This window comes from Gracilibacillus orientalis, assembly GCF_900114645.1.
In the GTDB taxonomy this organism is placed as follows: Bacteria; Bacillota; Bacilli; order Bacillales; family Amphibacillaceae; genus Gracilibacillus; species Gracilibacillus orientalis.
Genome location: NZ_FOTR01000017.1, coordinates 13,413 through 38,305 on the forward strand (window position 1 = coordinate 13,413; position 24,893 = coordinate 38,305).

The 24,893-nt window shown below is 39.8% G+C and carries 32 protein-coding genes; all 32 read left to right on the forward strand.

What is annotated here, in order from left to right:
• The first annotated feature begins 2 nt into the window (after positions 1–2).
• The 32 genes from rpoB to infA all read left to right on the forward strand — a co-directional run bounded on the left by rpoB (position 3) and on the right by infA (position 24,870).
• Positions 3–3,545, forward strand: a complete 3,543-nt coding sequence (gene rpoB, locus BM121_RS19935; RefSeq protein ID WP_091486050.1) for a DNA-directed RNA polymerase subunit beta — start codon at positions 3–5, stop codon at positions 3,543–3,545.
• Positions 3,546–3,660: 115 nt separating this feature from the next.
• Positions 3,661–7,272, forward strand: coding sequence for a DNA-directed RNA polymerase subunit beta' (gene rpoC, locus BM121_RS19940; RefSeq protein WP_091486052.1), 3,612 nt, complete (start codon positions 3,661–3,663; stop codon positions 7,270–7,272).
• Positions 7,273–7,546: 274 nt separating this feature from the next.
• Positions 7,547–7,798, forward strand: coding sequence for a ribosomal L7Ae/L30e/S12e/Gadd45 family protein (locus BM121_RS19945; RefSeq protein ID WP_091486055.1), 252 nt, complete (start codon positions 7,547–7,549; stop codon positions 7,796–7,798).
• 99 nt (positions 7,799–7,897) lie between these two features.
• On the forward strand, positions 7,898–8,311 hold the full coding sequence (rpsL, locus tag BM121_RS19950) for a 30S ribosomal protein S12 (RefSeq protein ID WP_091486057.1): 414 nt from the start codon (positions 7,898–7,900) through the stop codon (positions 8,309–8,311).
• 40 nt (positions 8,312–8,351) lie between these two features.
• Positions 8,352–8,822: a 30S ribosomal protein S7 gene (rpsG, locus tag BM121_RS19955; protein ID WP_091486060.1), complete on the forward strand. Its 471-nt coding sequence runs from the start codon at positions 8,352–8,354 to the stop codon at positions 8,820–8,822.
• A gap of 42 nt (positions 8,823–8,864) precedes the next feature.
• Complete coding sequence (fusA, locus tag BM121_RS19960; RefSeq protein WP_091486063.1) at positions 8,865–10,943, forward strand: elongation factor G; 2,079 nt, start codon at positions 8,865–8,867, stop codon at positions 10,941–10,943.
• A 118-nt stretch (positions 10,944–11,061) separates the two neighbouring features.
• On the forward strand, positions 11,062–12,252 hold the full coding sequence (tuf, locus tag BM121_RS19965) for an elongation factor Tu (protein WP_091486066.1): 1,191 nt from the start codon (positions 11,062–11,064) through the stop codon (positions 12,250–12,252).
• Positions 12,253–13,098: 846 nt separating this feature from the next.
• Complete coding sequence (gene rpsJ / locus BM121_RS19970) at positions 13,099–13,407, forward strand: 30S ribosomal protein S10 (protein ID WP_091486069.1); 309 nt, start codon at positions 13,099–13,101, stop codon at positions 13,405–13,407.
• 31 nt (positions 13,408–13,438) lie between these two features.
• Positions 13,439–14,068: a 50S ribosomal protein L3 gene (gene rplC, locus BM121_RS19975; protein ID WP_091486071.1), complete on the forward strand. Its 630-nt coding sequence runs from the start codon at positions 13,439–13,441 to the stop codon at positions 14,066–14,068.
• 25 nt (positions 14,069–14,093) lie between these two features.
• Complete coding sequence (gene rplD / locus BM121_RS19980; RefSeq protein WP_091486074.1) at positions 14,094–14,717, forward strand: 50S ribosomal protein L4; 624 nt, start codon at positions 14,094–14,096, stop codon at positions 14,715–14,717.
• Positions 14,717–15,007, forward strand: a complete 291-nt coding sequence (gene rplW, locus BM121_RS19985; RefSeq protein ID WP_091486077.1) for a 50S ribosomal protein L23 — start codon at positions 14,717–14,719, stop codon at positions 15,005–15,007. The genes rplD and rplW overlap by 1 nt, the downstream gene beginning before the upstream one ends.
• A 26-nt stretch (positions 15,008–15,033) precedes the next feature.
• Positions 15,034–15,864, forward strand: coding sequence for a 50S ribosomal protein L2 (gene rplB, locus BM121_RS19990; RefSeq protein ID WP_091486080.1), 831 nt, complete (start codon positions 15,034–15,036; stop codon positions 15,862–15,864).
• 57 nt (positions 15,865–15,921) lie between these two features.
• Positions 15,922–16,200, forward strand: coding sequence for a 30S ribosomal protein S19 (rpsS, locus tag BM121_RS19995; protein WP_091486083.1), 279 nt, complete (start codon positions 15,922–15,924; stop codon positions 16,198–16,200).
• A gap of 19 nt (positions 16,201–16,219) precedes the next feature.
• A complete protein-coding gene (rplV, locus tag BM121_RS20000) occupies positions 16,220–16,561 on the forward strand; it encodes a 50S ribosomal protein L22 (RefSeq protein WP_091486087.1) in 342 nt (113 codons plus the stop codon).
• A 3-nt stretch (positions 16,562–16,564) separates the two neighbouring features.
• A complete protein-coding gene (gene rpsC, locus BM121_RS20005) occupies positions 16,565–17,206 on the forward strand; it encodes a 30S ribosomal protein S3 (protein ID WP_091486090.1) in 642 nt (213 codons plus the stop codon).
• Between the two features lie 18 nt (positions 17,207–17,224).
• On the forward strand, positions 17,225–17,659 hold the full coding sequence (gene rplP / locus BM121_RS20010; protein WP_091486092.1) for a 50S ribosomal protein L16: 435 nt from the start codon (positions 17,225–17,227) through the stop codon (positions 17,657–17,659).
• Positions 17,649–17,849, forward strand: coding sequence for a 50S ribosomal protein L29 (gene rpmC / locus BM121_RS20015; RefSeq protein WP_018934219.1), 201 nt, complete (start codon positions 17,649–17,651; stop codon positions 17,847–17,849). The genes rplP and rpmC overlap by 11 nt, the downstream gene beginning before the upstream one ends.
• Before the next feature lie 22 nt (positions 17,850–17,871).
• On the forward strand, positions 17,872–18,135 hold the full coding sequence (gene rpsQ, locus BM121_RS20020; RefSeq protein ID WP_091486095.1) for a 30S ribosomal protein S17: 264 nt from the start codon (positions 17,872–17,874) through the stop codon (positions 18,133–18,135).
• 43 nt (positions 18,136–18,178) lie between these two features.
• Positions 18,179–18,547, forward strand: coding sequence for a 50S ribosomal protein L14 (gene rplN, locus BM121_RS20025; protein WP_091486098.1), 369 nt, complete (start codon positions 18,179–18,181; stop codon positions 18,545–18,547).
• A gap of 39 nt (positions 18,548–18,586) precedes the next feature.
• Positions 18,587–18,898, forward strand: a complete 312-nt coding sequence (gene rplX, locus BM121_RS20030) for a 50S ribosomal protein L24 (RefSeq protein ID WP_091486100.1) — start codon at positions 18,587–18,589, stop codon at positions 18,896–18,898.
• 27 nt (positions 18,899–18,925) lie between these two features.
• Positions 18,926–19,465, forward strand: coding sequence for a 50S ribosomal protein L5 (gene rplE / locus BM121_RS20035; protein WP_091486105.1), 540 nt, complete (start codon positions 18,926–18,928; stop codon positions 19,463–19,465).
• A gap of 29 nt (positions 19,466–19,494) precedes the next feature.
• A complete protein-coding gene (gene rpsN / locus BM121_RS20040; protein ID WP_091486108.1) occupies positions 19,495–19,680 on the forward strand; it encodes a 30S ribosomal protein S14 in 186 nt (61 codons plus the stop codon).
• Between the two features lie 30 nt (positions 19,681–19,710).
• On the forward strand, positions 19,711–20,109 hold the full coding sequence (rpsH, locus tag BM121_RS20045) for a 30S ribosomal protein S8 (protein ID WP_091486111.1): 399 nt from the start codon (positions 19,711–19,713) through the stop codon (positions 20,107–20,109).
• A gap of 31 nt (positions 20,110–20,140) precedes the next feature.
• On the forward strand, positions 20,141–20,677 hold the full coding sequence (gene rplF, locus BM121_RS20050; protein ID WP_091486113.1) for a 50S ribosomal protein L6: 537 nt from the start codon (positions 20,141–20,143) through the stop codon (positions 20,675–20,677).
• Positions 20,678–20,709: 32 nt separating this feature from the next.
• Entirely contained in the window at positions 20,710–21,072 is a 363-nt protein-coding gene (gene rplR, locus BM121_RS20055) for a 50S ribosomal protein L18 (protein WP_091486116.1), read from the forward strand.
• Positions 21,073–21,090: 18 nt separating this feature from the next.
• A complete protein-coding gene (rpsE, locus tag BM121_RS20060; RefSeq protein WP_342714525.1) occupies positions 21,091–21,597 on the forward strand; it encodes a 30S ribosomal protein S5 in 507 nt (168 codons plus the stop codon).
• Between the two features lie 13 nt (positions 21,598–21,610).
• The gene (gene rpmD, locus BM121_RS20065; protein WP_091486118.1) at positions 21,611–21,802 is read left to right on the forward strand and encodes a 50S ribosomal protein L30; all 192 of its coding nucleotides are present in this window, start codon (positions 21,611–21,613) and stop codon (positions 21,800–21,802) included.
• Between the two features lie 29 nt (positions 21,803–21,831).
• Positions 21,832–22,269 carry a 50S ribosomal protein L15 gene (gene rplO / locus BM121_RS20070; RefSeq protein ID WP_091486121.1) on the forward strand — a complete coding sequence of 146 codons (438 nt, stop codon included), beginning with the start codon at positions 21,832–21,834 and terminating at the stop codon, positions 22,267–22,269.
• The gene (gene secY / locus BM121_RS20075; RefSeq protein WP_091486123.1) at positions 22,269–23,564 is read left to right on the forward strand and encodes a preprotein translocase subunit SecY; all 1,296 of its coding nucleotides are present in this window, start codon (positions 22,269–22,271) and stop codon (positions 23,562–23,564) included. The genes rplO and secY overlap by 1 nt, the downstream gene beginning before the upstream one ends.
• 43 nt (positions 23,565–23,607) lie before the next feature.
• Entirely contained in the window at positions 23,608–24,258 is a 651-nt protein-coding gene (locus BM121_RS20080) for an adenylate kinase (RefSeq protein WP_091486126.1), read from the forward strand.
• 80 nt (positions 24,259–24,338) lie between these two features.
• Entirely contained in the window at positions 24,339–24,674 is a 336-nt protein-coding gene (locus BM121_RS20085; RefSeq protein ID WP_091486129.1) for a KOW domain-containing RNA-binding protein, read from the forward strand.
• Positions 24,652–24,870 (forward strand): translation initiation factor IF-1, encoded by a 219-nt coding sequence (gene infA / locus BM121_RS20090; protein WP_091486131.1) that lies wholly within the window; start codon positions 24,652–24,654, stop codon positions 24,868–24,870. Before BM121_RS20085 ends, infA begins: the two co-directional genes overlap by 23 nt.
• Positions 24,871–24,893 lie beyond the last annotated feature (23 nt).

Sequence of the window (24,893 nt, forward strand, 5' to 3'; positions counted from 1 at the left end):
AGTTGACAGGTCAACTAGTTCAATACGGACGACACCGCCAACGTAGAAGCTTTGCGCGTATCAGCGAGGTATTAGAATTACCAAATTTAATTGAGATTCAAACTGCATCCTATCAATGGTTCCTAGAAGAGGGCTTAAGAGAAATGTTTAAGGATATTTCTCCAATCGAAGATTTCGCCGGCAATTTGTCACTAGAATTTGTTGATTACAGCCTTGGAGAACCAAAGTATCCAGTCGATGAATCCAAAGAAAGAGATGTAACATACAACGCTCCTCTTCGAGTAAAGGTTCGTTTATTGAATAACGAAACAGGTGAAGTGAAAGAGCAAGAAGTCTTTATGGGAGATTTCCCATTAATGACTGAAACGGGTACTTTTGTTATTAATGGTGCAGAACGTGTTATCGTTTCACAGCTTGTTCGTTCACCTAGCGTTTACTTTAACCAAAAAATTGATAAGAACGGAAAGCGTGGCTATGGTGCCACTGTTATCCCAAATAGAGGTGCTTGGTTAGAATTTGAGACAGACGCCAAAGATGTTGTACACGTACGAATAGACCGTACCAGAAAATTACCTATTACGGTTTTGCTTAGAGCGTTAGGTTTTGGAGAAGACCAAGAAATCTTAGATTTATTGGGAGAAAACGAATATTTAAAGAACACTTTAGAGAAGGACAACACGGAAACAAGTGAAAAGGCATTATTAGAAATCTATGAACGCCTTCGTCCTGGAGAGCCACCAACAGTAGAAAATGCTAAAAGTCTATTGGTTTCAAGATTCTTTGATCCAAAAAGATATGATTTAGCACATGTTGGACGTTATAAAATAAACAAAAAGGTACATTTGAAAAATCGTTTATTTAATCAAATCCTTGCAGAACCACTAGTAGATCCGGAAACAGGTGAAGTTATTGCAAACAAGGGTGATAAGTTAGATAGACGTTTGTTAGATAAAATATTACCTATACTAGAGTCTGACGAAAACCGTTTTGGTGAGAGATCACTAGAACCAAATGAAGGTGTGTTAGGGGAACCTATTCGTGTTCAAGCGATTAAAATTATGGACCCAACTGATCCTGAAGGTGAAAGAACACTTACTGTATTAGGAAATTGTAATGTTGATGATAGTATTAAAAACATTACACCGGCTGACATTCTTTCTGCGATCAGTTATTTCTTTAACATCTTGCATCAAGTCGGGGATACGGACGATATTGACCACTTAGGAAATCGTCGTCTTCGTTCAGTAGGAGAGTTATTGCAGAACCAATTCAGAATTGGCTTATCCCGTATGGAGCGTGTGGTTCGTGAGAGAATGTCTATTCAGGACACTTCTTCGATCACTCCGCAACAGCTAATCAACATACGTCCTGTTATTGCGTCTATCAAAGAGTTCTTTGGTAGTTCACAGTTATCACAATTTATGGATCAAACTAACCCATTAGCAGAGTTAACACACAAACGACGTTTATCTGCATTAGGGCCAGGTGGTTTGACTCGTGAACGTGCAGGATTCGAAGTGCGTGACGTTCACTATTCTCACTACGGTCGTATGTGTCCGATCGAGACACCAGAGGGACCAAACATTGGGTTGATTAACTCATTATCATCCTACGCGAAAGTAAATAAATTTGGTTTTATTGAGACGCCTTATCGTAGAGTAGACCCTGAGACGGGTATGGTTACAAACCAAATGGATTACTTAACGGCAGATGAAGAAGATAATTATGTAGTTGCACAGGCAAATGCGAAATTAGATGAAGATGGTAAGTTTGTAGACGAGGAAGTAATTGCAAGGTTCCGTGGTGAAAACACGGTTGTAAGACGTGAAAAATTAGATTACATGGATGTTTCGCCTAAGCAAGTTGTATCTCCTGCAACAGCATGTATTCCGTTCTTAGAGAATGATGACTCTAACCGTGCGTTAATGGGTGCAAACATGCAGCGTCAAGCGGTGCCACTTCTGCAACCTAAATCACCAATTGTTGGTACGGGAATGGAGTATGTATCAGGTAAAGACTCTGGTGCAGCCGTTATTTGTAAGCATGAAGGTATCGTGGAACGAGTGGAGGCGAAAGAAGTTCTGATCCGCCGTATCACAGAGGTAGATGGAAAAGAAGTTGAAGGTGACTTAGATCGCTACCGTCTACAGAAATTTGTTCGTTCAAACCAAGGTACTTGCTACAACCAACGTCCTATCGTATCAAAAGGTGATCGTGTAACAAAAGGTGAAATTTTATCTGATGGTCCGTCCATGGAAAAAGGTGAATTGGCACTTGGTCAAAACGCGCTTGTTGGCTTTATGACGTGGGAAGGTTATAACTACGAGGATGCGATCATCATGAGTGAGCGCCTTGTAAAAGACGATGTCTATACTTCCATTCACATTGAAGAATATGAATCAGAAGCACGTGATACGAAGCTAGGGCCTGAAGAAATCACACGCGATATCCCGAACGTTGGGGAAGACGCATTGCACGACTTAGATGAACGTGGCATTATCCGTGTGGGTGCTGAAGTAGAAGATGGTGACTTATTAGTTGGTAAAGTGACTCCTAAAGGGGTAACAGAATTATCAGCTGAAGAACGCTTGTTACACGCTATATTCGGCGAGAAGGCACGTGAAGTTCGTGATACATCACTTCGAGTACCTCACGGTGCAGGTGGTATCGTGCTGGATGTTAAAATCTTTAATCGTGCAGATGGTGATGAATTGCCACCAGGTGTAAACCAATTAGTTCGTGCATATATCGTTCAAAAACGTAAGATTCACGAAGGCGATAAAATGGCTGGTCGTCACGGTAATAAAGGTGTTATCTCGAAAATTTTACCAGAAGAAGATATGCCATTCTTGCCAGACGGTACACCAATCGATATCATGTTAAATCCACTAGGGGTACCATCTCGTATGAACATCGGGCAAGTGCTTGAGATGCACTTAGGTATGGCAGCAAGACAACTTGGTATTCATGTTGCAACACCTGTATTTGATGGTGCACGTGAAGAAGATGTTTGGGAGACTCTAGAAGAGGCAGGCATGCCAAGAGATGCGAAAACAATTCTATATGATGGACGTACAGGTGAAGCTTTCGATAACCGTGTATCTGTTGGTGTGATGTATATGATCAAACTGGCACACATGGTAGATGATAAGTTGCATGCTCGTTCAACAGGTCCATATTCACTTGTTACACAACAACCGCTAGGTGGTAAAGCACAATTTGGTGGTCAACGTTTCGGTGAGATGGAGGTATGGGCATTAGAAGCCTATGGTGCAGCCTATACACTACAGGAAATCTTAACGGTTAAATCAGATGATACTGTAGGTCGTGTGAAAACATACGAGGCAATCGTTAAAGGTGACAATGTTCCTGAACCTGGAATTCCAGAATCGTTTAAAGTATTGATTAAGGAATTACAAAGTCTAGGTATGGATGTGAAAATGTTATCGGGTGATGAGCAGGAAATTGAACTTCGTGATGATGAAGAAGATGATTCCCAATCAGCAGATAACTTCAATCTGGAAATTGAAGAAACTACTAGTTAATCAACACGTGTTATATTCAAACCCGATCATGCTTCAAGGTACAGCTGATCGGGTGTGAATTGTCTATAAAGCTTAGAGTGAACGAAAACCCAAAGACTAAAAGGGAGGTTTACCCTTGTTAGATGTAAATAATTTTGAATTTATGAAAATCGGATTAGCATCACCAAATAAAATTCGTTCTTGGTCATTTGGTGAAGTGAAAAAGCCTGAAACTATTAACTACCGTACATTAAAGCCAGAGAAAGATGGTTTGTTTTGTGAACGTATTTTCGGCCCACAGAAAGACTGGGAGTGCCATTGTGGAAAGTATAAGCGTGTGAGGTACAAAGGTGTTGTTTGTGACCGTTGTGGTGTAGAAGTAACAAAAGCAAAAGTTCGCCGTGAACGTATGGGTCATATTGAATTAGCGGCACCTGTTTCACATATCTGGTACTTCAAAGGTATACCAAGTCGAATGGGGCTAGTATTAGATATGTCACCTAGAGCTCTGGAAGAAGTTATTTACTTCGCAGCATATATTGTGACGGACTCTGGCGATACAGCGTTAGAGAAAAAACAATTACTATCTGAAAAAGAATACCGTGCTTATCGTGATAAATATGGTAATTCCTTCAAAGCTGCAATGGGCGCTGAGGCAATCAAAAAAATCTTGCAAGACATTGATCTTGATAAAGAAGTAGAATTGTTACGTGAAGAATTAAAATCTGCACACGGTCAACGTAGAACACGTGCAATCAAACGTTTAGAAGTCATAGAAGCATTCCGTAACTCTGGAAATGAACCAAGCTGGATGATTATGGAGGTTCTACCAATCATTCCACCTGAATTAAGACCGATGGTGCAATTAGATGGTGGACGTTTCGCAACTTCTGACTTAAACGACTTATATCGCCGTGTAATCAACCGTAACAATCGTTTGAAACGCCTGCTTGATCTTGGAGCACCTAGTATTATCGTTCAAAACGAAAAACGTATGCTTCAGGAAGCAGTAGATGCATTGATTGATAATGGACGCCGTGGACGCCCTGTAACTGGTCCAGGTAACCGTCCGTTAAAATCATTGTCTCATATGTTAAAAGGGAAGCAAGGTCGTTTCCGTCAAAACTTACTAGGTAAACGTGTTGACTATTCCGGTCGTTCTGTAATTGTCGTAGGTCCACACTTGAAAATGTATCAATGTGGTCTGCCAAAAGAAATGGCTGTTGAGTTATTCAAACCGTTTATTATGAAAGAATTAGTAGACCGTGGATTAGCTCACAACATTAAATCAGCAAAACGTAAAATTGAGAGATTGCATGAAGAAGTATGGGATGTTTTAGAAGATGTCATTAAAGAGCACCCTGTACTGTTAAACCGTGCACCAACTTTACACCGTTTAGGTATTCAAGCATTTGAGCCAACGCTTGTAGAAGGTCGCGCTATTCGCTTGCACCCACTGGTTTGTACTGCATATAACGCAGACTTCGACGGTGACCAAATGGCGGTACACGTTCCTTTATCAGCAGAAGCACAAGCAGAAGCGCGAATTTTAATGCTTGCGGCACAAAACATTCTAAATCCAAAAGATGGTAAACCAGTTGTTACACCATCACAGGATATGGTACTTGGTAACTATTACGTAACCATGGAACGCAAGGATGCTATTGGTGAAGGTATGGTGTTTAAAGACTTAAACGAGGCGTTAATGGCATATCAAAGTGGTTTTGTACATTTACACACACGTGTTGCGATTCAACCACTTTCACTTAATAAAGAAACATTTACTGATGAACAACAGAATAAATTAATGATTACAACCGTTGGTAAGCTAATCTTTAACGATATGCTCCCAGAATCATTCCCATATATGAATGAACCAACACAACAAAACTTAGAAATTGAAACACCAGATAAGTATTTTGTTGAGCCCGGAGCCAATATTAAAGAAGAAATTGCCGAACGAGATATTATTCCACCATTCAAAAAAGGAATTCTTGGTGATATCATTGCCGAAGTATTCAAGAAGTTCAAGATCAGTGAAACTTCAAAAATGTTGGACCGTATGAAAGACTTAGGTTTTGCTTATTCTACAAAAGCTGGTATCACAGTAGGTGTATCAGATATTGTCGTACTTGCCGAGAAAGAAGCAATATTGACAGAATCTCAAGATAAAGTAGATAAAGTATCAAAGCAATTCCGTAGAGGTTTAATTACTGATGAGGAACGTTATGACCGTGTTATTGCTGTATGGTCACAAGCAAAAGATACGATTCAAGAGAAGTTAATGAAAACCTTGGATCCAAGTAACCCTATCTTTATGATGAGTGATTCAGGTGCACGTGGTAACGCATCTAACTTTACACAGCTAGCAGGTATGCGTGGATTAATGGCAAACCCGGCTGGTCGAATTATCGAATTACCGATCAAATCAAGTTTCCGTGAAGGTTTAACAGTTCTAGAATACTTTATTTCTACACACGGTGCTCGTAAAGGTCTTGCCGATACAGCCCTTAAGACAGCAGACTCTGGTTATTTAACAAGACGTCTTGTTGATGTTGCGCAAGATGTGATTATACGTGAAGAGGATTGTGGAACAGATCGTGGTTTAACAGTATCTGCTATCAAAGAAGGTACAGAAATGATCGAACCACTTATTGATCGTCTGATCGGTAGAACAGCGTTCCAAAATGTGAAGCATCCTGAAACAAACGAAGTAATCGTTGCGAAAAACGAAGTCATTTCTGAAGATGCAGCGAAAGAAATCGTAGAAACAGGAATCGAGGAAGTAATAATCCGAAGCGTCTTCACATGTAATACAAAACATGGTGCGTGTAAAAATTGTTATGGTCGTAACTTAGCTACTGGTGAGGAAGTAGAAGTGGGTGAAGCTGTAGGTATTATTGCCGCTCAGTCTATCGGTGAACCTGGTACACAGTTAACAATGCGTACATTCCACACTGGTGGGGTTGCCGGAAGCGATATTACACAAGGTTTACCGCGTATTCAAGAGATATTCGAAGCGCGTCATCCAAAAGGGCAGGCAGTTATCTCCGAAATATTCGGTACTGTCCAAGACGTAACAGAAGTGAAAGACAAACAAGAAATCGTTGTTCAAGGTGCAGTAGAAACCAAAACATATACAGCACCATATGGTTCACGACTTAAAATTTCTATCGGAGATTCGGTAGAAGCAGGTCAAGCACTGACTGAAGGTTCTATTGATCCTAAAGAATTATTAAAAGTTCAAGGCATAGACGGTGTTCAATCTTACTTGTTAAAAGAAGTTCAGAAGGTATACCGCATGCAAGGGGTGGAAATCGGCGATAAGCACGTCGAAGTAATGGTACGACAAATGCTTCGAAAAGTACGTGTTGCTGATTCCGGAGATACAGAAGTGTTACCAGGATCTTTACTGGAAATACACCAGTTCAAAGACGCAAACAAGCAATCGTTAGTAACAGGTGGTCAACCAGCAGTTGGTCGTCCAGTACTACTAGGTATTACCAAAGCATCTCTTGAAACAGATTCATTCCTATCTGCTGCTTCCTTCCAAGAGACTACAAGAGTCTTAACAGATGCAGCGATTAAAGGTAAACGAGATGAATTACTTGGTCTCAAAGAGAATGTTATAATTGGTAAACTTGTTCCAGCAGGAACCGGTATGCAACGCTATCGTCGCATCGAGGAAAAATTAACTGTTGACCCTTCGAAACCTGAAGAAACAGACTCGGAAGAAGTAATTCAATAACAATCAAATCAGATTACCTGTGAATTGCTTTGCAGGTAATCTACATTGATTGCTTTATCTAAAGTTGTAGGAATGATCGATTGAAAACGCCGCTTTGCGAGAAAACATCGATCTATCCGAAGCGCTAAACTTTTTTATTTGAAAGAAAACAAGGTACGAGAGAAACACTTTAAATAATTATCTATTTTTACAAATAAAAGTTGACATTAATTTTTTGTGATGATAGTATATTTAAGGTGCTTCCGTTATCCTTGTTACTTTGGAGGATATGCAGATGTCTTATGAAAAAGTGGCACAGGTAAATACTGAAAAGATAGTCGGAACGAAACAAGTCTTAAAAGCCATTAAAAATGGTTATGCAAAAGAAGTGATTATTGCTAGTGATGCTGATTTGCATATTACTAGTAAAGTTTCACGAGTTGCATCTGAACATGATATTCCTTATTCCTATGTAGATTCTATGAAAGAGCTCGGGAAAGTTTGTGGGATAGATGTTGGTGCGGCAACAGTAGTGATCAAGCAATAAAGTTTTGGCAAATATTTGCGAAGACTTTGTTTTTTGCTCTATTATGAACCACCTGGATGTGTGGTATTACATCTCAAGAACAGAGAGGAGGAAAAATAGATGCCAACTATTAATCAATTAGTGCGTAAAGGTCGTGTATCTAAGTCTAGAAAGTCAGACTCACCTGCTTTAAATAAAGGGTACAATAGTCGTAAAAATGTTGCGACTGACCAATCTGCCCCACAAAAACGTGGAGTATGTACTCGTGTAGGTACATTAACACCAAAGAAACCGAACTCTGCCCTTCGTAAATATGCACGTGTTCGCTTATCAAATCAAATCGAGGTTACAGCTTATATTCCTGGAATTGGTCACAACCTGCAAGAACACAGTGTTGTATTAATTCGTGGTGGTCGTGTAAAAGACTTACCAGGTGTTCGTTATCACATCGTTCGTGGTGCGCTTGATACTTCAGGTGTAGAAGGTCGTATGCAAGGCCGTTCAAAATACGGTGCGAAAAGACCTAAAAAATAAGCTTTTCATATAAAAAACACAATAGAAAGGAGGGGGAGATATGCCACGTAAAGGACCAGTACCAAAGCGTGATGTCTTACCAGATCCGTTATACAACTCAAAACTAGTTACACGTTTAATCAACCAAATTATGATTCATGGAAAAAGAGGTAAAGCACAAAAGATTCTGTATCGTGCTTTCGAATTAGTTCAAGAACGTAGTGGACAAAACGCTATGGACGCGTTTGAACAAGCAATGAAAAACGTTATGCCAGTACTTGAGGTACGTGCTCGTCGTGTTGGTGGTTCCAACTACCAAGTACCGGTAGAGGTTAGACCAGAACGTCGTCAAGCACTAGGTTTACGTTACATTGTAAATTATTCTCGTCTTCGCGGCGAAAAAACAATGGAAGAACGTTTAGCGAATGAAATCCTAGATGCTTCTAATAATACAGGTTCATCTGTTAAAAAACGCGAAGAGATGCACAAAATGGCAGAAGCAAACAAAGCCTTTGCTCACTATCGCTGGTAATCATCGAACTAACAATATTTCATGTAGGAAGGAGAAAGATTCATGCCTAGAGAGTTCTCCTTGGAGAAAACACGTAATATCGGTATCATGGCACACATCGATGCTGGTAAAACAACCGCAACAGAACGTATCTTATTCTATACGGGACGTATTCACAAAATTGGGGAAACACATGAAGGTGCTTCTCAAATGGACTGGATGGAGCAGGAACAAGAACGCGGTATTACCATCACTTCAGCAGCTACAACTGCTCAGTGGAAAGGTCACCGTATCAACATCATCGATACACCTGGACACGTAGACTTCACAGTAGAGGTTGAACGTTCATTACGTGTACTTGATGGTGCGGTAGCTGTTCTAGATGCACAGTCTGGGGTAGAACCACAAACAGAAACAGTGTGGCGTCAAGCTACAACATATGGTGTACCACGTGTTGTTTTTGTAAACAAAATGGATAAAGTCGGCGCTGATTTCCTTTATTCAGTAAAAACAATGGGAGATCGACTAGGAGCTAATGCTCACCCAGTACAACTTCCTATTGGTGCTGAAGATGAATTCGAAGGAATTATCGATCTAATCACAATGGAAGCTTACTACTACCTTGATGATCTAGGTACTCGTGCAGAAGCAAAACCTATTCCTGATGAGTACAAAGAACAAGCCGAAGAATACCGTACAAATTTAGTTGAAGCAGTTGCTGAATTAGATGAGGATCTAATGGAGCGATACTTAGAAGGTGAAGAATTTTCTAACGATGAGTTGCGAGTTGGTATACGTAAAGCAACTTTAAGTGTTGATTTCTATCCGGTATTCTGTGGATCTGCCTTTAAAAACAAAGGTGTACAATTATTAGTCGACGGTGTTGTTGATTACCTACCATCACCATTAGATGTTCCTCCAATTGAAGGTCATGTACCTCAAACTGATGAGGAAGTAGTTCGTAAACCGGACGATAAAGAGCCGTTCTCTGCTTTAGCATTTAAAGTAGCGACAGACCCATTTGTTGGTAAACTTACATTCTTCCGTGTGTACTCTGGTGTATTGAAATCAGGTTCATACGTGAAAAACTCTACGAAAGATAAACGTGAGCGTGTAGGACGTATCCTGCAAATGCACGCAAATTCTCGTGAGGAAATCGCTGAAGTTTACGCGGGGGATATTGCGGGTGCTGTTGGTTTGAAAGATACTAGTACTGGCGATACATTATGCGCTGAGAAAAGTCTAGTTATCCTAGAATCAATGGATTTCCCTGATCCAGTTATCTCGGTAGCAATCGAGCCTAAATCAAAAGCTGATCAGGATAAAATGGCTATTGCATTAGGTAAGCTTGCGGAGGAAGACCCTACTTTCAAAACAGAAACAAACCAAGAGACTGGTCAAACGATCATCTCAGGTATGGGTGAGTTACACCTTGATATTATTGTGGACCGTCTAAAACGTGAGTTCAAAGTAGAAGCTAACGTTGGTGCTCCACAAGTATCTTACCGCGAAACATTCCGTGGATCTGCGGAAGTGGAAGGTAAATTCGTTCGCCAATCCGGTGGTCGTGGTCAATTTGGCCATGTTTGGGTTAAATTTGAACCTAACGAAGAAGGTGCAGGTTTTGAATTCGTGAATAAAATCGTTGGTGGTGTTGTACCACGTGAATACATCCCATCTGTTGAATTTGGTATTAGAGAATCATTAGAAAATGGTGTTGTAGCGGGTTATCCACTAATCGATGTAAAAGCGACACTTTATGATGGTAGCTATCATGATGTTGACTCTAACGAAACAGCCTTTAAAGTAGCAGCATCTATGGCACTTAAAGCAGCGAAACACAAATGTAGCCCGGTACTTCTTGAACCTATGATGAAGGTTGAAATTGTTATCCCAGAAGAATACATGGGTGACATTATGGGTGATGTAACTTCCCGTCGTGGACGTGTAGAAGGAATGGAAGCACGTGGAGCTGCTCAAGTAGTTAATGCATTTGTTCCACTTTCAGAAATGTTTGGTTATGCAACTGCACTTCGTTCTAATACACAAGGTCGTGGTACTTACACTATGCACTTCGATCACTACGAAGAAGTTCCTAAGAGCATTTCAGAAGAAATTGTTAAGAAAAATTCTGGTGAATAATTGATTTTTTTCTTAATCTAAAGTATAACTTGTATTATAGGCTTAGATTACAAATGTCTAAGCCGAGATACATCAAAATAAAAAAAAACTTTTACTTAATTTAAAGGAGGAAATATACATGGCTAAAGAAAAATTTGACCGTTCCAAAGACCACGTTAATATTGGTACAATTGGACACGTTGACCATGGTAAAACAACTTTAACTGCAGCAATTACAAACGTTCTTTTCAACAAATATGGTAGCGGGGAAGCTCGCGCGTATGACCAAATCGATGGTGCTCCAGAAGAGAAAGAACGTGGAATCACAATCTCAACAGCACACGTTGAGTATGAAACTGATAACCGTCACTATGCACACGTTGACTGTCCAGGTCACGCTGACTATGTTAAAAACATGATCACTGGTGCTGCACAAATGGACGGTGCTATCCTTGTAGTATCTGCAGCGGATGGTCCAATGCCACAAACTCGTGAGCACATCTTACTTTCTCGTCAAGTAGGTGTACCTGCGATTGTTGTATTCTTAAACAAATGTGATATGGTAGATGACGAAGAACTTCTAGAACTAGTTGAAATGGAAGTGCGTGATCTATTAGCTGAATATGACTTCCCTGGTGACGATGTACCAGTAATCAAAGGTTCTGCACTTCAAGCACTTGAAGGTGAAGAGCAATACGTTAACGCAATTCTTGAACTTATGGAAGCTGTTGATGAGTATATTCCTCGTCCAGACCGTGACACTGAAAAACCATTCATGATGCCAGTTGAGGACGTATTCTCAATCACTGGTCGTGGTACAGTTGCAACAGGACGTGTTGAGCGTGGTGTTATAAAAGTAGGTGACGAAATTGAAATTATTGGTCTTGCTGAATCAGCATCTAAATCAACTATCACTGGTGTTGAAATGTTCCGTAAGCTTCTAGATTATGCTGAAGCTGGTGACAACATTGGTGCACTACTTCGTGGTGTTGCACGTGAAGACATTAACCGTGGTCAAGTACTAGCTAAGCCTGGTACTATTACTCCACATACTAAATTCCGTGCAGAAGTTTATGTACTTTCTAAAGACGAAGGTGGACGTCACACTCCATTCTTCTCAAATTATCGTCCACAATTCTATTTCCGTACAACTGATGTAACTGGTGTTATCGAGTTACCAGAAGGTGTGGAAATGGTAATGCCTGGAGATAACATTGAAATGACTGTAGCACTTATTTCCCCAATCGCGATCGAGAATGGAACTAAATTCTCAATCCGTGAAGGTGGACGTACAGTGGGTGCTGGTGTCGTAGCAGAAATCATGGAGTAATCTATGACGATATACAAAAAGCAGGTAGCCAATCGCTACCTGCTTTTTCATATGTAGATTTTGTAGTGGGGAGTAGATACAAACTGCGCAATAATGAAAATTCATCTTGGTATAGCTTCCTCTCCTTCTGATTGATGATGAGTGCTTGCAAACGCTTCGGCAGAATACTGTGCTTTCACCCAATGGCATAGAAGACACTGTTCAAACAAGTTTTCACAGTGTCTTCTATGCCATTGGGCACGGCCTCAGCCTCCTCAGAAAACACAAAACGGGGTCTTCGGCCCGTGCTGTTCCCATAGGAGTCTCCGTATTCTGCCTCCGCTCATTTTAGTGTCCTGATTATGGAAAATATAGAACTCACGGAACTTTTAATTTTGGATTTCCTGTCTTTTTAACAGAACACTATTCTAAGCTGCGAAAAAATGCGACACTCCTGGGTGAACAGCGCATGCTGAAGATCCACTTGGTAAAGTGCTTTTCTTTACCAAGTTAGTTCAAGTCTGTGCCCTTAGGTGAAAGGGAGTATTTTTCCGCAGCAACGACCAAGCACTCCCTATAGAAAGAATGGAAGAAAGGAAATCTAAAAAGTATAACTTCGCAGTATATGGTCACTGTGTTTGAACTGAGATTTAACTGATGAAATGGATCAAATGAAAAAATCTAAAAAAAATTCGTATAAATGTTGCATTCGCCTGCAAAATTCTATATAATAAACAATGTTGGTCATAAAACAGGCGATGATGCGGAAGGTTGTTGGCACACACGGCCCCTTTGCCATGGCGGGCGTGCCGAGGAATTTTCGCGGAGAAAGTCTATTATATAAATGGGCGAAAAGGAGGGAAAATAATGGCAAAAGAGAAAATCAGAATTCGTTTAAAAGCGTATGATCACCGTATTTTAGATCAATCTGCAGATAAAATTGTAGATACTGCAAAAAGATCTGGTGCAGGAGTTTCAGGTCCGATTCCGTTACCAACGGAAAAATCGATATACACAGTCTTGCGTGCGACTCACAAATACAAAGATGCTCGTGAGCAATTCGAAATGCGCACACACAAACGTCTAATTGATATTGTAAGTCCAACACCAAAAACGGTTGATTCGTTAATGCGTCTTGATTTACCGTCAGGTGTAGATATTGAAATTAAACTATAATATAAATTGAACAATCTAGGAGGTGTAACGGATGACGAAAGGAATCTTAGGTCGCAAAATCGGCATGACTCAGCTATTCTCAGAAGAGGGCGAATTAATCCCTGTAACTGTAGTCGAAGCTGACCCAAACATTGTGTTGCAAAAGCGCACAGAAGAAAATGACGGCTATGAAGCAATCCAAATTGGTTTTGCTGACGAAAAGAAAAATCGTACAAATAAACCAGAACAAGGACATGCTGAAAAAGCAAATACTACTCCTAAGCGCTTCGTTCGTGAAATCCGTGACGTAAATCTTGATGAATATGATTTAGGTCAAGAGATAAACGTAGAGGTTTTTGAAGCAGGAGACAAAATTGATGTAACAGGTACTTCTAAAGGGAAAGGTTTCCAAGGTGCTATCAAGCGTCATAACCAAGCACGTGGACCAATGACACACGGTTCTCGTTACCACAGAAGACCAGGTACAATGGGTCCAATTGATCCAATGCACGTATTTAAAGGTAAAAAACTACCTGGGCAAATGGGTGGAGAACAAATCACAATCCAAAATTTAGAAGTAGTAAAAGTAGACACAGATCGTAATCTTCTATTAATCAAAGGTAACGTTCCTGGTGCAAAAAAATCATTCGTAAAAGTTACGGGTGCAGTAAAGGCTAACTAATTATTATTCGAAGGGAGGATATGTCATGCCTAAAGTAGCACTATATAATCAAAGCGGATCACAAGTTGGTGATGTAGAAATCGATGATGCGGTATTTGGAATAGAGCCAAACGAACATGTACTACATGACGCTGTTTTAATGCAACGCGCATCTTTACGTCAAGGTACTCATGCGGTGAAAAACCGTTCTGACGTACGTGGTGGTGGACGCAAACCATGGCGCCAAAAAGGAACAGGTCGTGCACGTCAAGGTTCAATTCGCTCGCCACAATGGGTAGGCGGTGGAACAGTATTCGGTCCTACTCCAAGAAGCTATAGCTATAAACTACCTAAGAAAGTTCGTAGATTAGCACTTAAATCTGCTTTCTCCTCTAAGGTAAAAGAAGATAGCTTAGTAGTATTAGAAGGAATTGCAATCGAAACTCCAAAAACAAAAGAGATTGTTTCTATGCTTTCCTCATTAAACGTAGATGCAAAAGCATTGATTGTTACAGCAGATACAGACGAAGTATTAGCGAAGTCAGCTAATAACTTATCAAATGTAAAAGTACTAACAGTAAGCGAAGTAAATGTATTAGACTTGCTTACGCATGACAAGCTGATCTTAACGAAAGAAGCAGCTGAAAAAGCAGGGGAGGTGCTTGCATAATGAAAGATCCTCGTGATATTATTAAGCGCCCAATCATTACAGAACACTCTTCAGACTTAATGGCAGAAAAGAAATATACGTTTGAAGTAGGTAAAGAAGCGAACAAAACACAAATCAAAGATGCAATAGAAGAAATCTTTAGTGTTAAAGTCGAAAACGTTAATACATTGAACAAAAAAGGCAAGTTCAAGCGTATGGGACGTTATGGCGGATATCGCTCTAACCGTAAAAAAGCGATTGTTCAGTTATCTGAAGACAGTAAAGAACTAGATTTCTTTGAAACGTTATAATTTCAATAAAAAAGGAGGGAAAACAGATGGCGATTAAAAAGTATAAACCATCTACCAATGGTCGTAGAGGTATGTCAGTTTCTGATTTTGCAGAAATCACTGCTGTTCAACCAGAGAAATCACTACTTGCCCCATTGAGCAAACGTGGTGGTCGTAATAATCAAGGTAAATTAACAGTTCGTCATCAAGGTGGTGGGCACAAGCGTAAGTATCGTATTATCGATTTCAAACGTGACAAAGATGGAATACCAGGCAAAGTTGCTACAATCGAATACGATCCGAACCGCTCTGCAAACATCGCACTAATCCATTACGCAGATGGAGAGAAACGTTATATTATTGCACCAAAAGGAATTCAAGTAGGTCAAGAAATTGTATCTGGCCCAGAAGCAGATATTAAATTAGGTAATGCTTTATTACTTGGAGATATCCCAGTAGGTACAATCATTCATAACATTGAGTTAAAACCAGGTCGTGGTGCTCAACTAGCTAGATCTGCAGGTGCTCAAGCACAAATTCTAGGTCGTGAAGGTAAATACGCACTAGTACGCTTATCTTCAGGTGAAGTACGATTAGTATTAGCGACTTGCCGCGCGACTATAGGTCAAGCAGGTAACTTAGAGCATGAATTAATCAGTGTAGGTAAAGCCGGTCGTTCTCGTTGGCAAGGCAAGCGTCCAACAGTTCGTGGTTCTGTAATGAACCCTAATGATCACCCTCACGGTGGTGGTGAAGGACGTGCACCAATCGGACGTAAATCACCAATGTCACCTTGGGGCAAACCAACACTTGGTTACAAAACACGTCAGCGTAACAAACAATCTGATAAATTTATTGTACGTAAACGCAAAAAATAACGGGGTTGTACGACGGGCATTAGTACCCGTCCAACAATCGCGAAGGGAGGCTTATCCATGGGTCGTAGCTTAAAAAAAGGACCTTTCGCAGATGACCATTTATTGAAAAAGATCGACAAATTAAACGAAGATAATAAAAAAACAGTGGTGAAGACTTGGTCTCGTCGCTCTACTATTTTCCCTAACTTTGTTGGTCATACGATTGCGGTATATGATGGTCGCAAGCATGTGCCAGTATATGTAACAGAAGATATGGTTGGACACAAATTAGGTGAATTCGCTCCATCTCGCACGTATAGAGGGCATGCTGGAGACGACAGAAAAACAAAACGTTAATTGAGAGGAGGTACTCCTAATGCAAGCAAAAGCTGTTGCAAAATCAGTTCGTATTGCTCCTCGTAAAGTCCGCCTAGTGATCGATTTAATCCGTGGCAAAGAGGCAGGAGAAGCAATTTCGATATTAAAACATACACAACGCGGTGCTTCACCAGTTGTGGAGAAATTACTAAACTCTGCGGTCGCAAATGCAGAGCACAATTATGAAATGAACCCTGATAATTTAGTTGTGTCAGAAGCGTTTGTAAACGAAGGTGTAACTTTGAAACGTTTCCGCCCACGTGCACAAGGTCGTGCGACACAAATCAATAAACGAACTAGCCACATCACAGTGGTTCTATCTGAGAAAAAGGAGGGATAATCTATGGGTCAAAAAATAAATCCAACTGGTCTTCGTGTCGGAGTTATTCGTGATTGGGAATCAAAATGGTATGCTGGTAAAGATTACGCGGATCTTTTACATGAAGATATTAAAATTCGTGAATATATCGAAGAGCGCTTAAAAGATGGTGCTGTATCTAAAGTCGAGATTGAAAGAGCAGCTAATCGTGTGAATATATCAGTATCTACTGCTAAGCCAGGTATGGTAATTGGTAAAGGTGGTTCTGAAGTAGAAGCACTACGTAAATCACTTAACCAATTAACTGGTAAGAGAGTACACATCAACATCGTTGAAGTGAAAAAAGCTGATTTAGATGCTAAATTAGTGGCTGAAAACATTGCTCGTCAATTAGAAAACCGTGTATCATTCCGTCGTGCACAAAAACAAACGCTCCAACGCGCAATGCGTGCAGGTGCGAAAGGTATTCGTACACAAGTATCAGGCCGTCTTGGCGGTGCAGATATGGCGAGAGCGGAAAGCTATAACGAAGGAACTGTTCCACTTCATACTTTACGTGCAGATATCGATTATGGTACTGCAGAAGCAGACACAACTTACGGTAAACTAGGTGTAAAAGTATGGATTTATCGTGGAGAAGTCCTTCCAACGAAAAACAATAAATAAGGAAGGGGGCAAAGCATTATGTTAATGCCAAAACGTGTAAAACATCGTAAGCAACACCGTGGTAATATGAAAGGAAATGCTAAGGGCGGTACGTCAATAGCATTTGGTGAATACGGCCTTCAAGCTGTTGATTCTGCTTGGATTACTAGCCGTCAAATCGAAGCATCTCGTATAGCAATGACTCGTTATATGAAGCGTGGTGGTAAAGTTTGGATTAAAATTTTCCCAGATAAACCTTACACAGCTAAGCCTCTAGAGGTTCGTATGGGTTCTGGTAAAGGTGCTCCTGAAGGATGGGTAGCAGTTGTAAAACCAGGTAAGATAATGTTTGAGATTGCAGGTGTATCAGAAGAGGTAGCGCGTGAAGCACTTCGACTTGCTTCTCATAAATTGCCAATCAAAACGAAATTCGTAAAACGAGAAGAAATTGGTGGTGAAATCAATGAAGGCTAATGAAATTAGAGAACTAACCACTGCCGAAATTGAACAAAAGATCAAATCATTAAAAGAAGAGCTTTTCAATTTGCGTTTCCAACTAGCAACTGGCCAATTGGAAAACACAGCACGTCTACGTGAAGTACGCAAGTCAATTGCGCGTATGAAGACTGTTGTTCGCGAAAGAGAGCTAAGCGTAAATAACTGATATTAAAGGAGGTTAGCCTCAGATGAGTGAGCGTAATAATCGTAAGGTCTATACCGGACGTGTCATCTCTGACAAAATGGATAAGACTATCACTGTTGTAGTTGAGACGTATAAATTCCACAATTTATATGGCAAACGTGTTAGATATTCAAAAAAACTCAAAACACATGATGAAAACAATCAAGCGAAAATCGGCGATGTTGTTCAAATCATGGAAACTAAGCCACAATCTAAAACAAAACGTTTCCGTCTAGTTGAAGTTGTGGAAGAAGCAGTAATTATTTAATTAAAGTTCGCTCGGAAAAGTTCCGAAGGGAGGGTACACGACTATGATCCAACAAGAATCTCGTTTAAAAGTAGCAGATAACTCTGGTGCTCGTCAGGTACAAACGATTAAAGTATTAGGTGGTTCTGGCCGCAAAACAGCGAATATCGGTGATGTAATTGTTTGTTCGGTGAAACAAGCAACACCAGGAGGCGTTGTTAAAAAAGGTGAGGTAGTAAGAGCTGTAATCGTACGTTCTAAGAGCGGAGTAAGACGTAAAGATGGTTCTTATATTCGATTTGATGAAAATGCAGCAGTCGTCGTTCGTGATGACCAAAGTCCAAGAGGTACTCGTATTTTTGGACCAGTTGCACGTGAATTGCGTGATGCGAAATTCATGAAAATCGTATCTCTAGCTCCAGAAGTATTATAAGCACGTTACGGAAAAACCGTGTAAGGAGGTGCGGATAGCATGCATGTCAAAAAAGATGATAAAGTACAAATAATTTCAGGTAAAGATAAAGGAAAGCAGGGTACAGTTTTAGCTGCATTTCCAAAGAAAGATCGTGTGCTTGTAGAAGGTGTAAATGTTGTAAAGAAACACGCTAAACCTTCACAAGAAAATCCACAAGGTGGTATCTTGAATCAAGAAGCAACGATTCATGTATCAAATGTGTTGCCACTAGATCCTAAATCTGGCGAACCAACTCGTGTTGGAAATGAAGTACGTGACGGAAAGAAAGTTCGAATCGCTAAAAAATCTGGTGAATCTTTAGATAAATAGTCTTAGCGGTGAAAGGAGGTTTACGTGATGAACACTTTAAAGGAAAAATACAATGATGAAATTGTTTCTTCATTAGTTGAGAAATTTAATTATGATTCAGTAATGGAAGTACCTAAGGTCGACAAAATTGTTGTGAATATGGGTGTTGGTGATGCGGTGCAAAACACTAAGGCACTTGATGCTGCAGTAGAAGAATTGGCACAAATCACTGGTCAAAAACCCGTAATAACAAAAGCAAAGAAATCAATCGCAGGCTTCCGTTTACGTGAAGGAATGCCAATCGGTGCGAAAGTAACATTACGCGGTGAGCGTATGTATGATTTCCTTCAAAAACTTATAGATGTATCACTACCACGTGTACGTGACTTCCGTGGTATCTCTAATAAAGCATTTGATGGCCGTGGTAACTACACTTTAGGTGTAAAAGAACAATTAATTTTCCCAGAAATTAATTATGACCAAGTAAACAAAGTAAGAGGGATGGACGTTGTTATCGTAACAACAGCTGATTCTGACGAAGAAGCTTCTGAACTCTTGACAAAACTTGGCATGCCTTTCCAAAAATAAGCGAAAAGCTAAAATAAGGAGGGAAAAGAGTGGCTAAAAAATCAATGATCGCAAAGCAACAGCGCAAAGCGAAATATAAAGTACAAGAATACACTAGATGTGAACGTTGCGGACGTCCACACTCTGTAATTCGTAAATTCAAGCTTTGCCGTATTTGTTTCCGTGAACTTGCATATAAAGGTCAAATTCCTGGTGTTAAAAAAGCAAGCTGGTAAATCCCCAAATAGGGAAGGAGGTAATGAGAAATGGTTATGACAGATCCAATTGCAGATATGCTTACTCGTATTCGTAATGCTAACATGGTACGCCATGAAAAATTGGAATTCCCGGCGTCGAATGTAAAGAAAGAAGTTTCAGATATTTTAAAGCGTGAAGGGTTTATCCGTGACTATGAATATGTTGAGGATAACAAACAAGGAATCCTTCGTATCTTTTTGAAGTATGGTACAAACGAAGCGCGTGTAATCACAGGTTTAAAACGAATCAGTAAACCAGGTCTACGTGTTTATGCAAAAGCAGATGAACTACCTAAAGTATTAAATGGTTTAGGTATTGCTATCGTTTCTACTTCAAAAGGGGTATTATCTGATAAAGAAGCACGTTCACAAGCAATCGGTGGCGAAGTTCTAGCATATATTTGGTAAGATATTCTCAGAAGACAGGAGGTGTAGTAGTATGTCTCGTATAGGTTTAAAATTATTAGAAATTCCACAAGATGTGGAAATCAAAATAGATGAAAATAACATTACTGTTAAAGGACCAAAAGGTGAATTAAGCCGTTCTCTTGACAGCCAAATGAAAGTAAATATTGAGGATAATGTACTGACTGTTGAGCGTCCAAGTGACAGTAAACAACACAAGGCATTACATGGTACAACTCGAAGCCTGATCGGTAGTATGGTTGAAGGTGTGCATAAAGGTTTCGAAAAGGCCTTAGAAATTCAAGGTGTAGGTTACCGTGCTCAAAAACAAGGCGAGAAACTTGTTGTTAATGCTGGTTATTCTCACCCTGTAGAAGTGGAACCAATTGAGGGAATTGAAGTTGAAGTTCCATCTAATACAAAAGTTATTGTAAAAGGTATCGACAAAGAATTAGTTGGTGCTGTTGCGGCAAACATTCGCGCTATTCGCCCACCTGAGCCATATAAAGGTAAAGGTGTACGTTACGCAGGAGAACGTGTACGTCGTAAAGAAGGTAAGACTGGTAAGTAAGTTTAGGTAGCAAGCAGAAAGGAGTGACCTAGATGATCACAAAGCCTGATAAAAATAGTGTACGTAAAAAAAGACATCAGCGTATCCGTAAGAACCTATTCGGGACAGAAGAACGCCCACGTCTTAACGTATTTCGTTCAAACAAACACATCTACGCACAATTAATTGATGACGTGAACAACGTGACATTAGTTAGTGCATCTACAGTAGATAATGATTTAAACTTAGAAGCAACTGGAAATGTAGAGGCTGCAAAGCAAGTTGGCGAGGTTGTTGCTAAACGTGCTTTCGATAAAGGATTTACAAATGTTGTTTTTGATCGTGGTGGATATTTATATCATGGTCGAGTTAAATCTCTAGCAGATGCTGCTCGCGAAGCAGGTCTTGAATTTTAATTAAAAAAGGAGGGACATATGTTGCGTACTAACATCGACCCAAACAAATTAGATTTAGAAGAACGCGTTGTAACCATTAACCGTGTAGCAAAAGTAGTAAAAGGTGGACGTCGTTTTCGCTTTGCTGCATTGGTAGTAGTCGGAGATAAAAATGGTCATGTAGGGTTTGGTACAGGTAAGGCACAAGAAGTACCAGATGCTATTAAAAAAGCAATTGATGATGCAAAGAAAAGTTTAGTAAATGTACCGATCGTAGGTACTTCAATTCCACACGAAATTCACGGACAATTCGGAGCTGGTAACATTTTAATGAAACCTGCTGTTGAAGGTACCGGAGTTATCGCAGGTGGACCTGTACGTGCCGTATTAGAACTAGCTGGTGTCGGAGATATTTTATCTAAATCATTAGGCTCTAACACACCAATCAACATGGTTCGTGCAACAATCAATGGACTTAGCGAATTAAAACGTGCTGAAGAAGTAGCTAAACTTCGTGGCAAGTCTGTAGAAGAATTGTTAGGATAAGGAGGGAAACAAAATGTCTAACAAGATAGAAATTACCCTCAAACGCAGTGTCATCGGTAGATCAGAAGTACAAAAAACTACTGTTCAAACATTAGGTCTTAAAAAGATTCAGCAAACAGTAGTCCGTGAAGATACTCCTGTCGTGCGAGGCATGATTAACAAAGTATCACATTTAATTGAAGTCAAAGAAGTAAAAGAAGTATAATAAAAATAGTTTTAAGAGGAGGTGCTCGCATGAAACTTCATGAATTAAAACCATCACAAGCGAAGAAAGATCGTAACCGCGTTGGTCGCGGTATGTCATCAGGTAATGGTAAAACATCTGGACGTGGTCATAAAGGTCAAAAAGCACGTTCTGGTGGAGGTGTACGTCCAGGATTTGAAGGTGGGCAATTGCCACTTTTCCAACGTATACCAAAGCGTGGTTTTACGAACATTAACCGTAAAGACTTCGCAATTGTTAACCTTGAAACATTGAATAGTTTTGACGAAGGTACCGAAGTGACACCTGAGCTTTTACTTGAGACAGGTACCGTTAGCAATGTCAAATCTGGTGTTAAGATTCTTGGAAACGGCAAGTTAGAAAAGAAATTAACAGTAAAAGCTCATAAGTTTTCTGCTTCAGCTAAGAATGCAATTGAAGCAGCGGGCGGTCAAACTGAGGTGATTTAATGTTTCGTACAATATCCAATTTTGTGCGTGTGGCTGATATTAGACAAAAGATTATTTTTACACTTCTCATGTTAATAGTATTTCGTCTTGGGACGTTTATTCCAGTTCCTTTTACAGATCGAACTGCTATTGACTTTATGAATGAACAAAGTGTGTTTGGTTTACTAAATACATTTGGTGGTGGAGCACTACAAAACTTCTCTATTTTCGCAATGGGGATTATGCCTTACATCACGGCGTCCATCATTATGCAATTGTTGCAAATGGATGTCGTTCAGAAATTCTCCGAATGGAAAAAACAAGGTGAGATGGGACGTAAAAAATTAGCACAGGTTACTCGTTATGCAACCATAGGGTTAGCATTTATTCAGGCTTGTGCAATGTCGGTAGGTTTTAATGCTATGTCAGGAGGAATGTTGATCACGGATCCTGGTGTAGGCAAGTTCCTAGTAATTGCCATTGTATTAACAAGTGGTACTGCATTTTTAATGTGGTTAGGGGAACAAATTACTGCCAATGGTGTAGGTAATGGTATCTCTATCCTTATTTTTGCTGGTATCGTAGCAGCCATTCCAAATGGCGTTAATCTAATTTACGCACAATATTTTGGATCTGGTGCAGGCGATGATCTCTTCCTAAATATCGTGATTGTTCTGTTAATTGTATTGCTTGTGCTTGCTGTAACGGTAGGTGTTATTTTCATTCAACAAGCTCTACGTAAAATCCCAGTACAATATGCGAAACGTTTAGTGAATCGTTCACCAGTTGGAGGACACTCTACTCATTTACCATTGAAAGTAAATGCTGCTGGGGTAATTCCAGTCATTTTTGCAATTTCATTTATCATTGCACCACGTACGATAGCAGGATTTTTTGAAAATAACGAAGTTGCGATGACGATCTCCAATATATTTGATTATTCAAACTTAACTGGTATGATTATTTACGTTGTGCTAATCATAGCATTTACGTATTTCTATACCTTTGTTCAAGTTAATCCAGAGCAAATGGCTGATAACTTGAAGAAGCAAGGTGGCTATGTTCCTGGTATTCGCCCAGGAAAAACAACGGAGACTTATTTAACTCGTGTTATGTATCGACTAACATTTGTTGGATCATTATTTTTAGCTGCGGTAGCTGTCTTACCCTTAGTTTTAGGTGATGTGGCAGGATTACCCCAATCCGTCCAAATCGGTGGTACGGGACTTCTAATTGTTGTTGGTGTAGCATTACAAACAATGAAGCAACTAGAAGGGCAGCTAGTAAAACGTAACTATAAAGGCTTTATTAAATAAAGTATTTATAGGTCGGAATAGAAAGAGAGCGAGGGGAAAATCGTTGAATCTAATCCTTATGGGACTACCTGGTGCTGGAAAAGGTACACAGGCTGAAAAAGTAATAGAAAAATATGACATCCCTCATATTTCAACCGGAGATATGTTTCGATTAGCTATAAAAGAAGGAACAGAGCTTGGACAAAAAGCCAAGAGCTACATGGATGAAGGTGCTCTTGTTCCAGACGAAGTAACAATTGGTATCGTAAAAGAAAGATTAAGCAAAGATGACTGTATAAAAGGTTTCTTGTTAGATGGTTTTCCACGTACATTGGCTCAAGCTGAAGCGTTAGATGAATTACTTTCTAGCATGAATCGTTCGATTGATTATGTATTACATGTGGATGTTGATAAGGATGAATTAGTAGAACGTCTTACCGGACGTAGAATTTGTCCAGATTGTGGCACTGCTTATCATGTACTATTCAATCCTCCCAAGGTTGAAGGGGTATGTGACAAAGATGGCGCAACACTTATCCAACGTGAAGATGATCAACCAAGTACAGTAAAAAATCGTTTAGAGGTTAATCTTGAACAAACACAACCAATGTTAGATTTTTACTCTAATAAAGGTGACTTAGTGACAATTAACGGCTCTCAAGAAATTGACAAAGTATTCAGCGATATTGATGAAAAATTAAAAACAATATCTTAATGAAATGTTGTTAAAGTTGGTATAATGTTACTAACTATGAAAATAGGTATAACGTAAAACCTAAATGAAGGTGATGATGGTTGAGCGAGACGGAGAGTTATCCGGAATTAGGTCAGGTTGTTCAAATCCTACAGGGACGCGAAGCAGGTCAGTTTGCAATTGTAATTGAAAAAGTAGACAGTCGTTTTGTGTTGTTGGCGGATGGAGATAAGCGCAAATATGATCGGCCCAAGAAGAAAAATGTTCAGCATATTGCGTTTACAAGCTTTATTTCTCCTGAAGTTCAAAGAAGCCTTCTCGAAACAGGGCGCGTAACCAATGGTAAGTTGCGTTATGCTATTAATAAATTTGTCGAAGAATATCAGACAGATTTGAAGAAGGGAGATCAACTCGATGACGAAAGACGATGCAATTGAAGTCGAAGGTACGGTAATTGATACATTACCGAATGCAATGTTCAAAGTAGAATTAGAGAATGGTCACACCGTATTGGCACATGTATCTGGTAAAATCAGAATGCACTTCATTCGTATTTTACCTGGTGACAAAGTAACGGTTGAACTTTCTCCATATGATTTAACAAGAGGTCGTATTACGTACCGATATAAATAAAATGCTCCGACACAAGAGGAGGT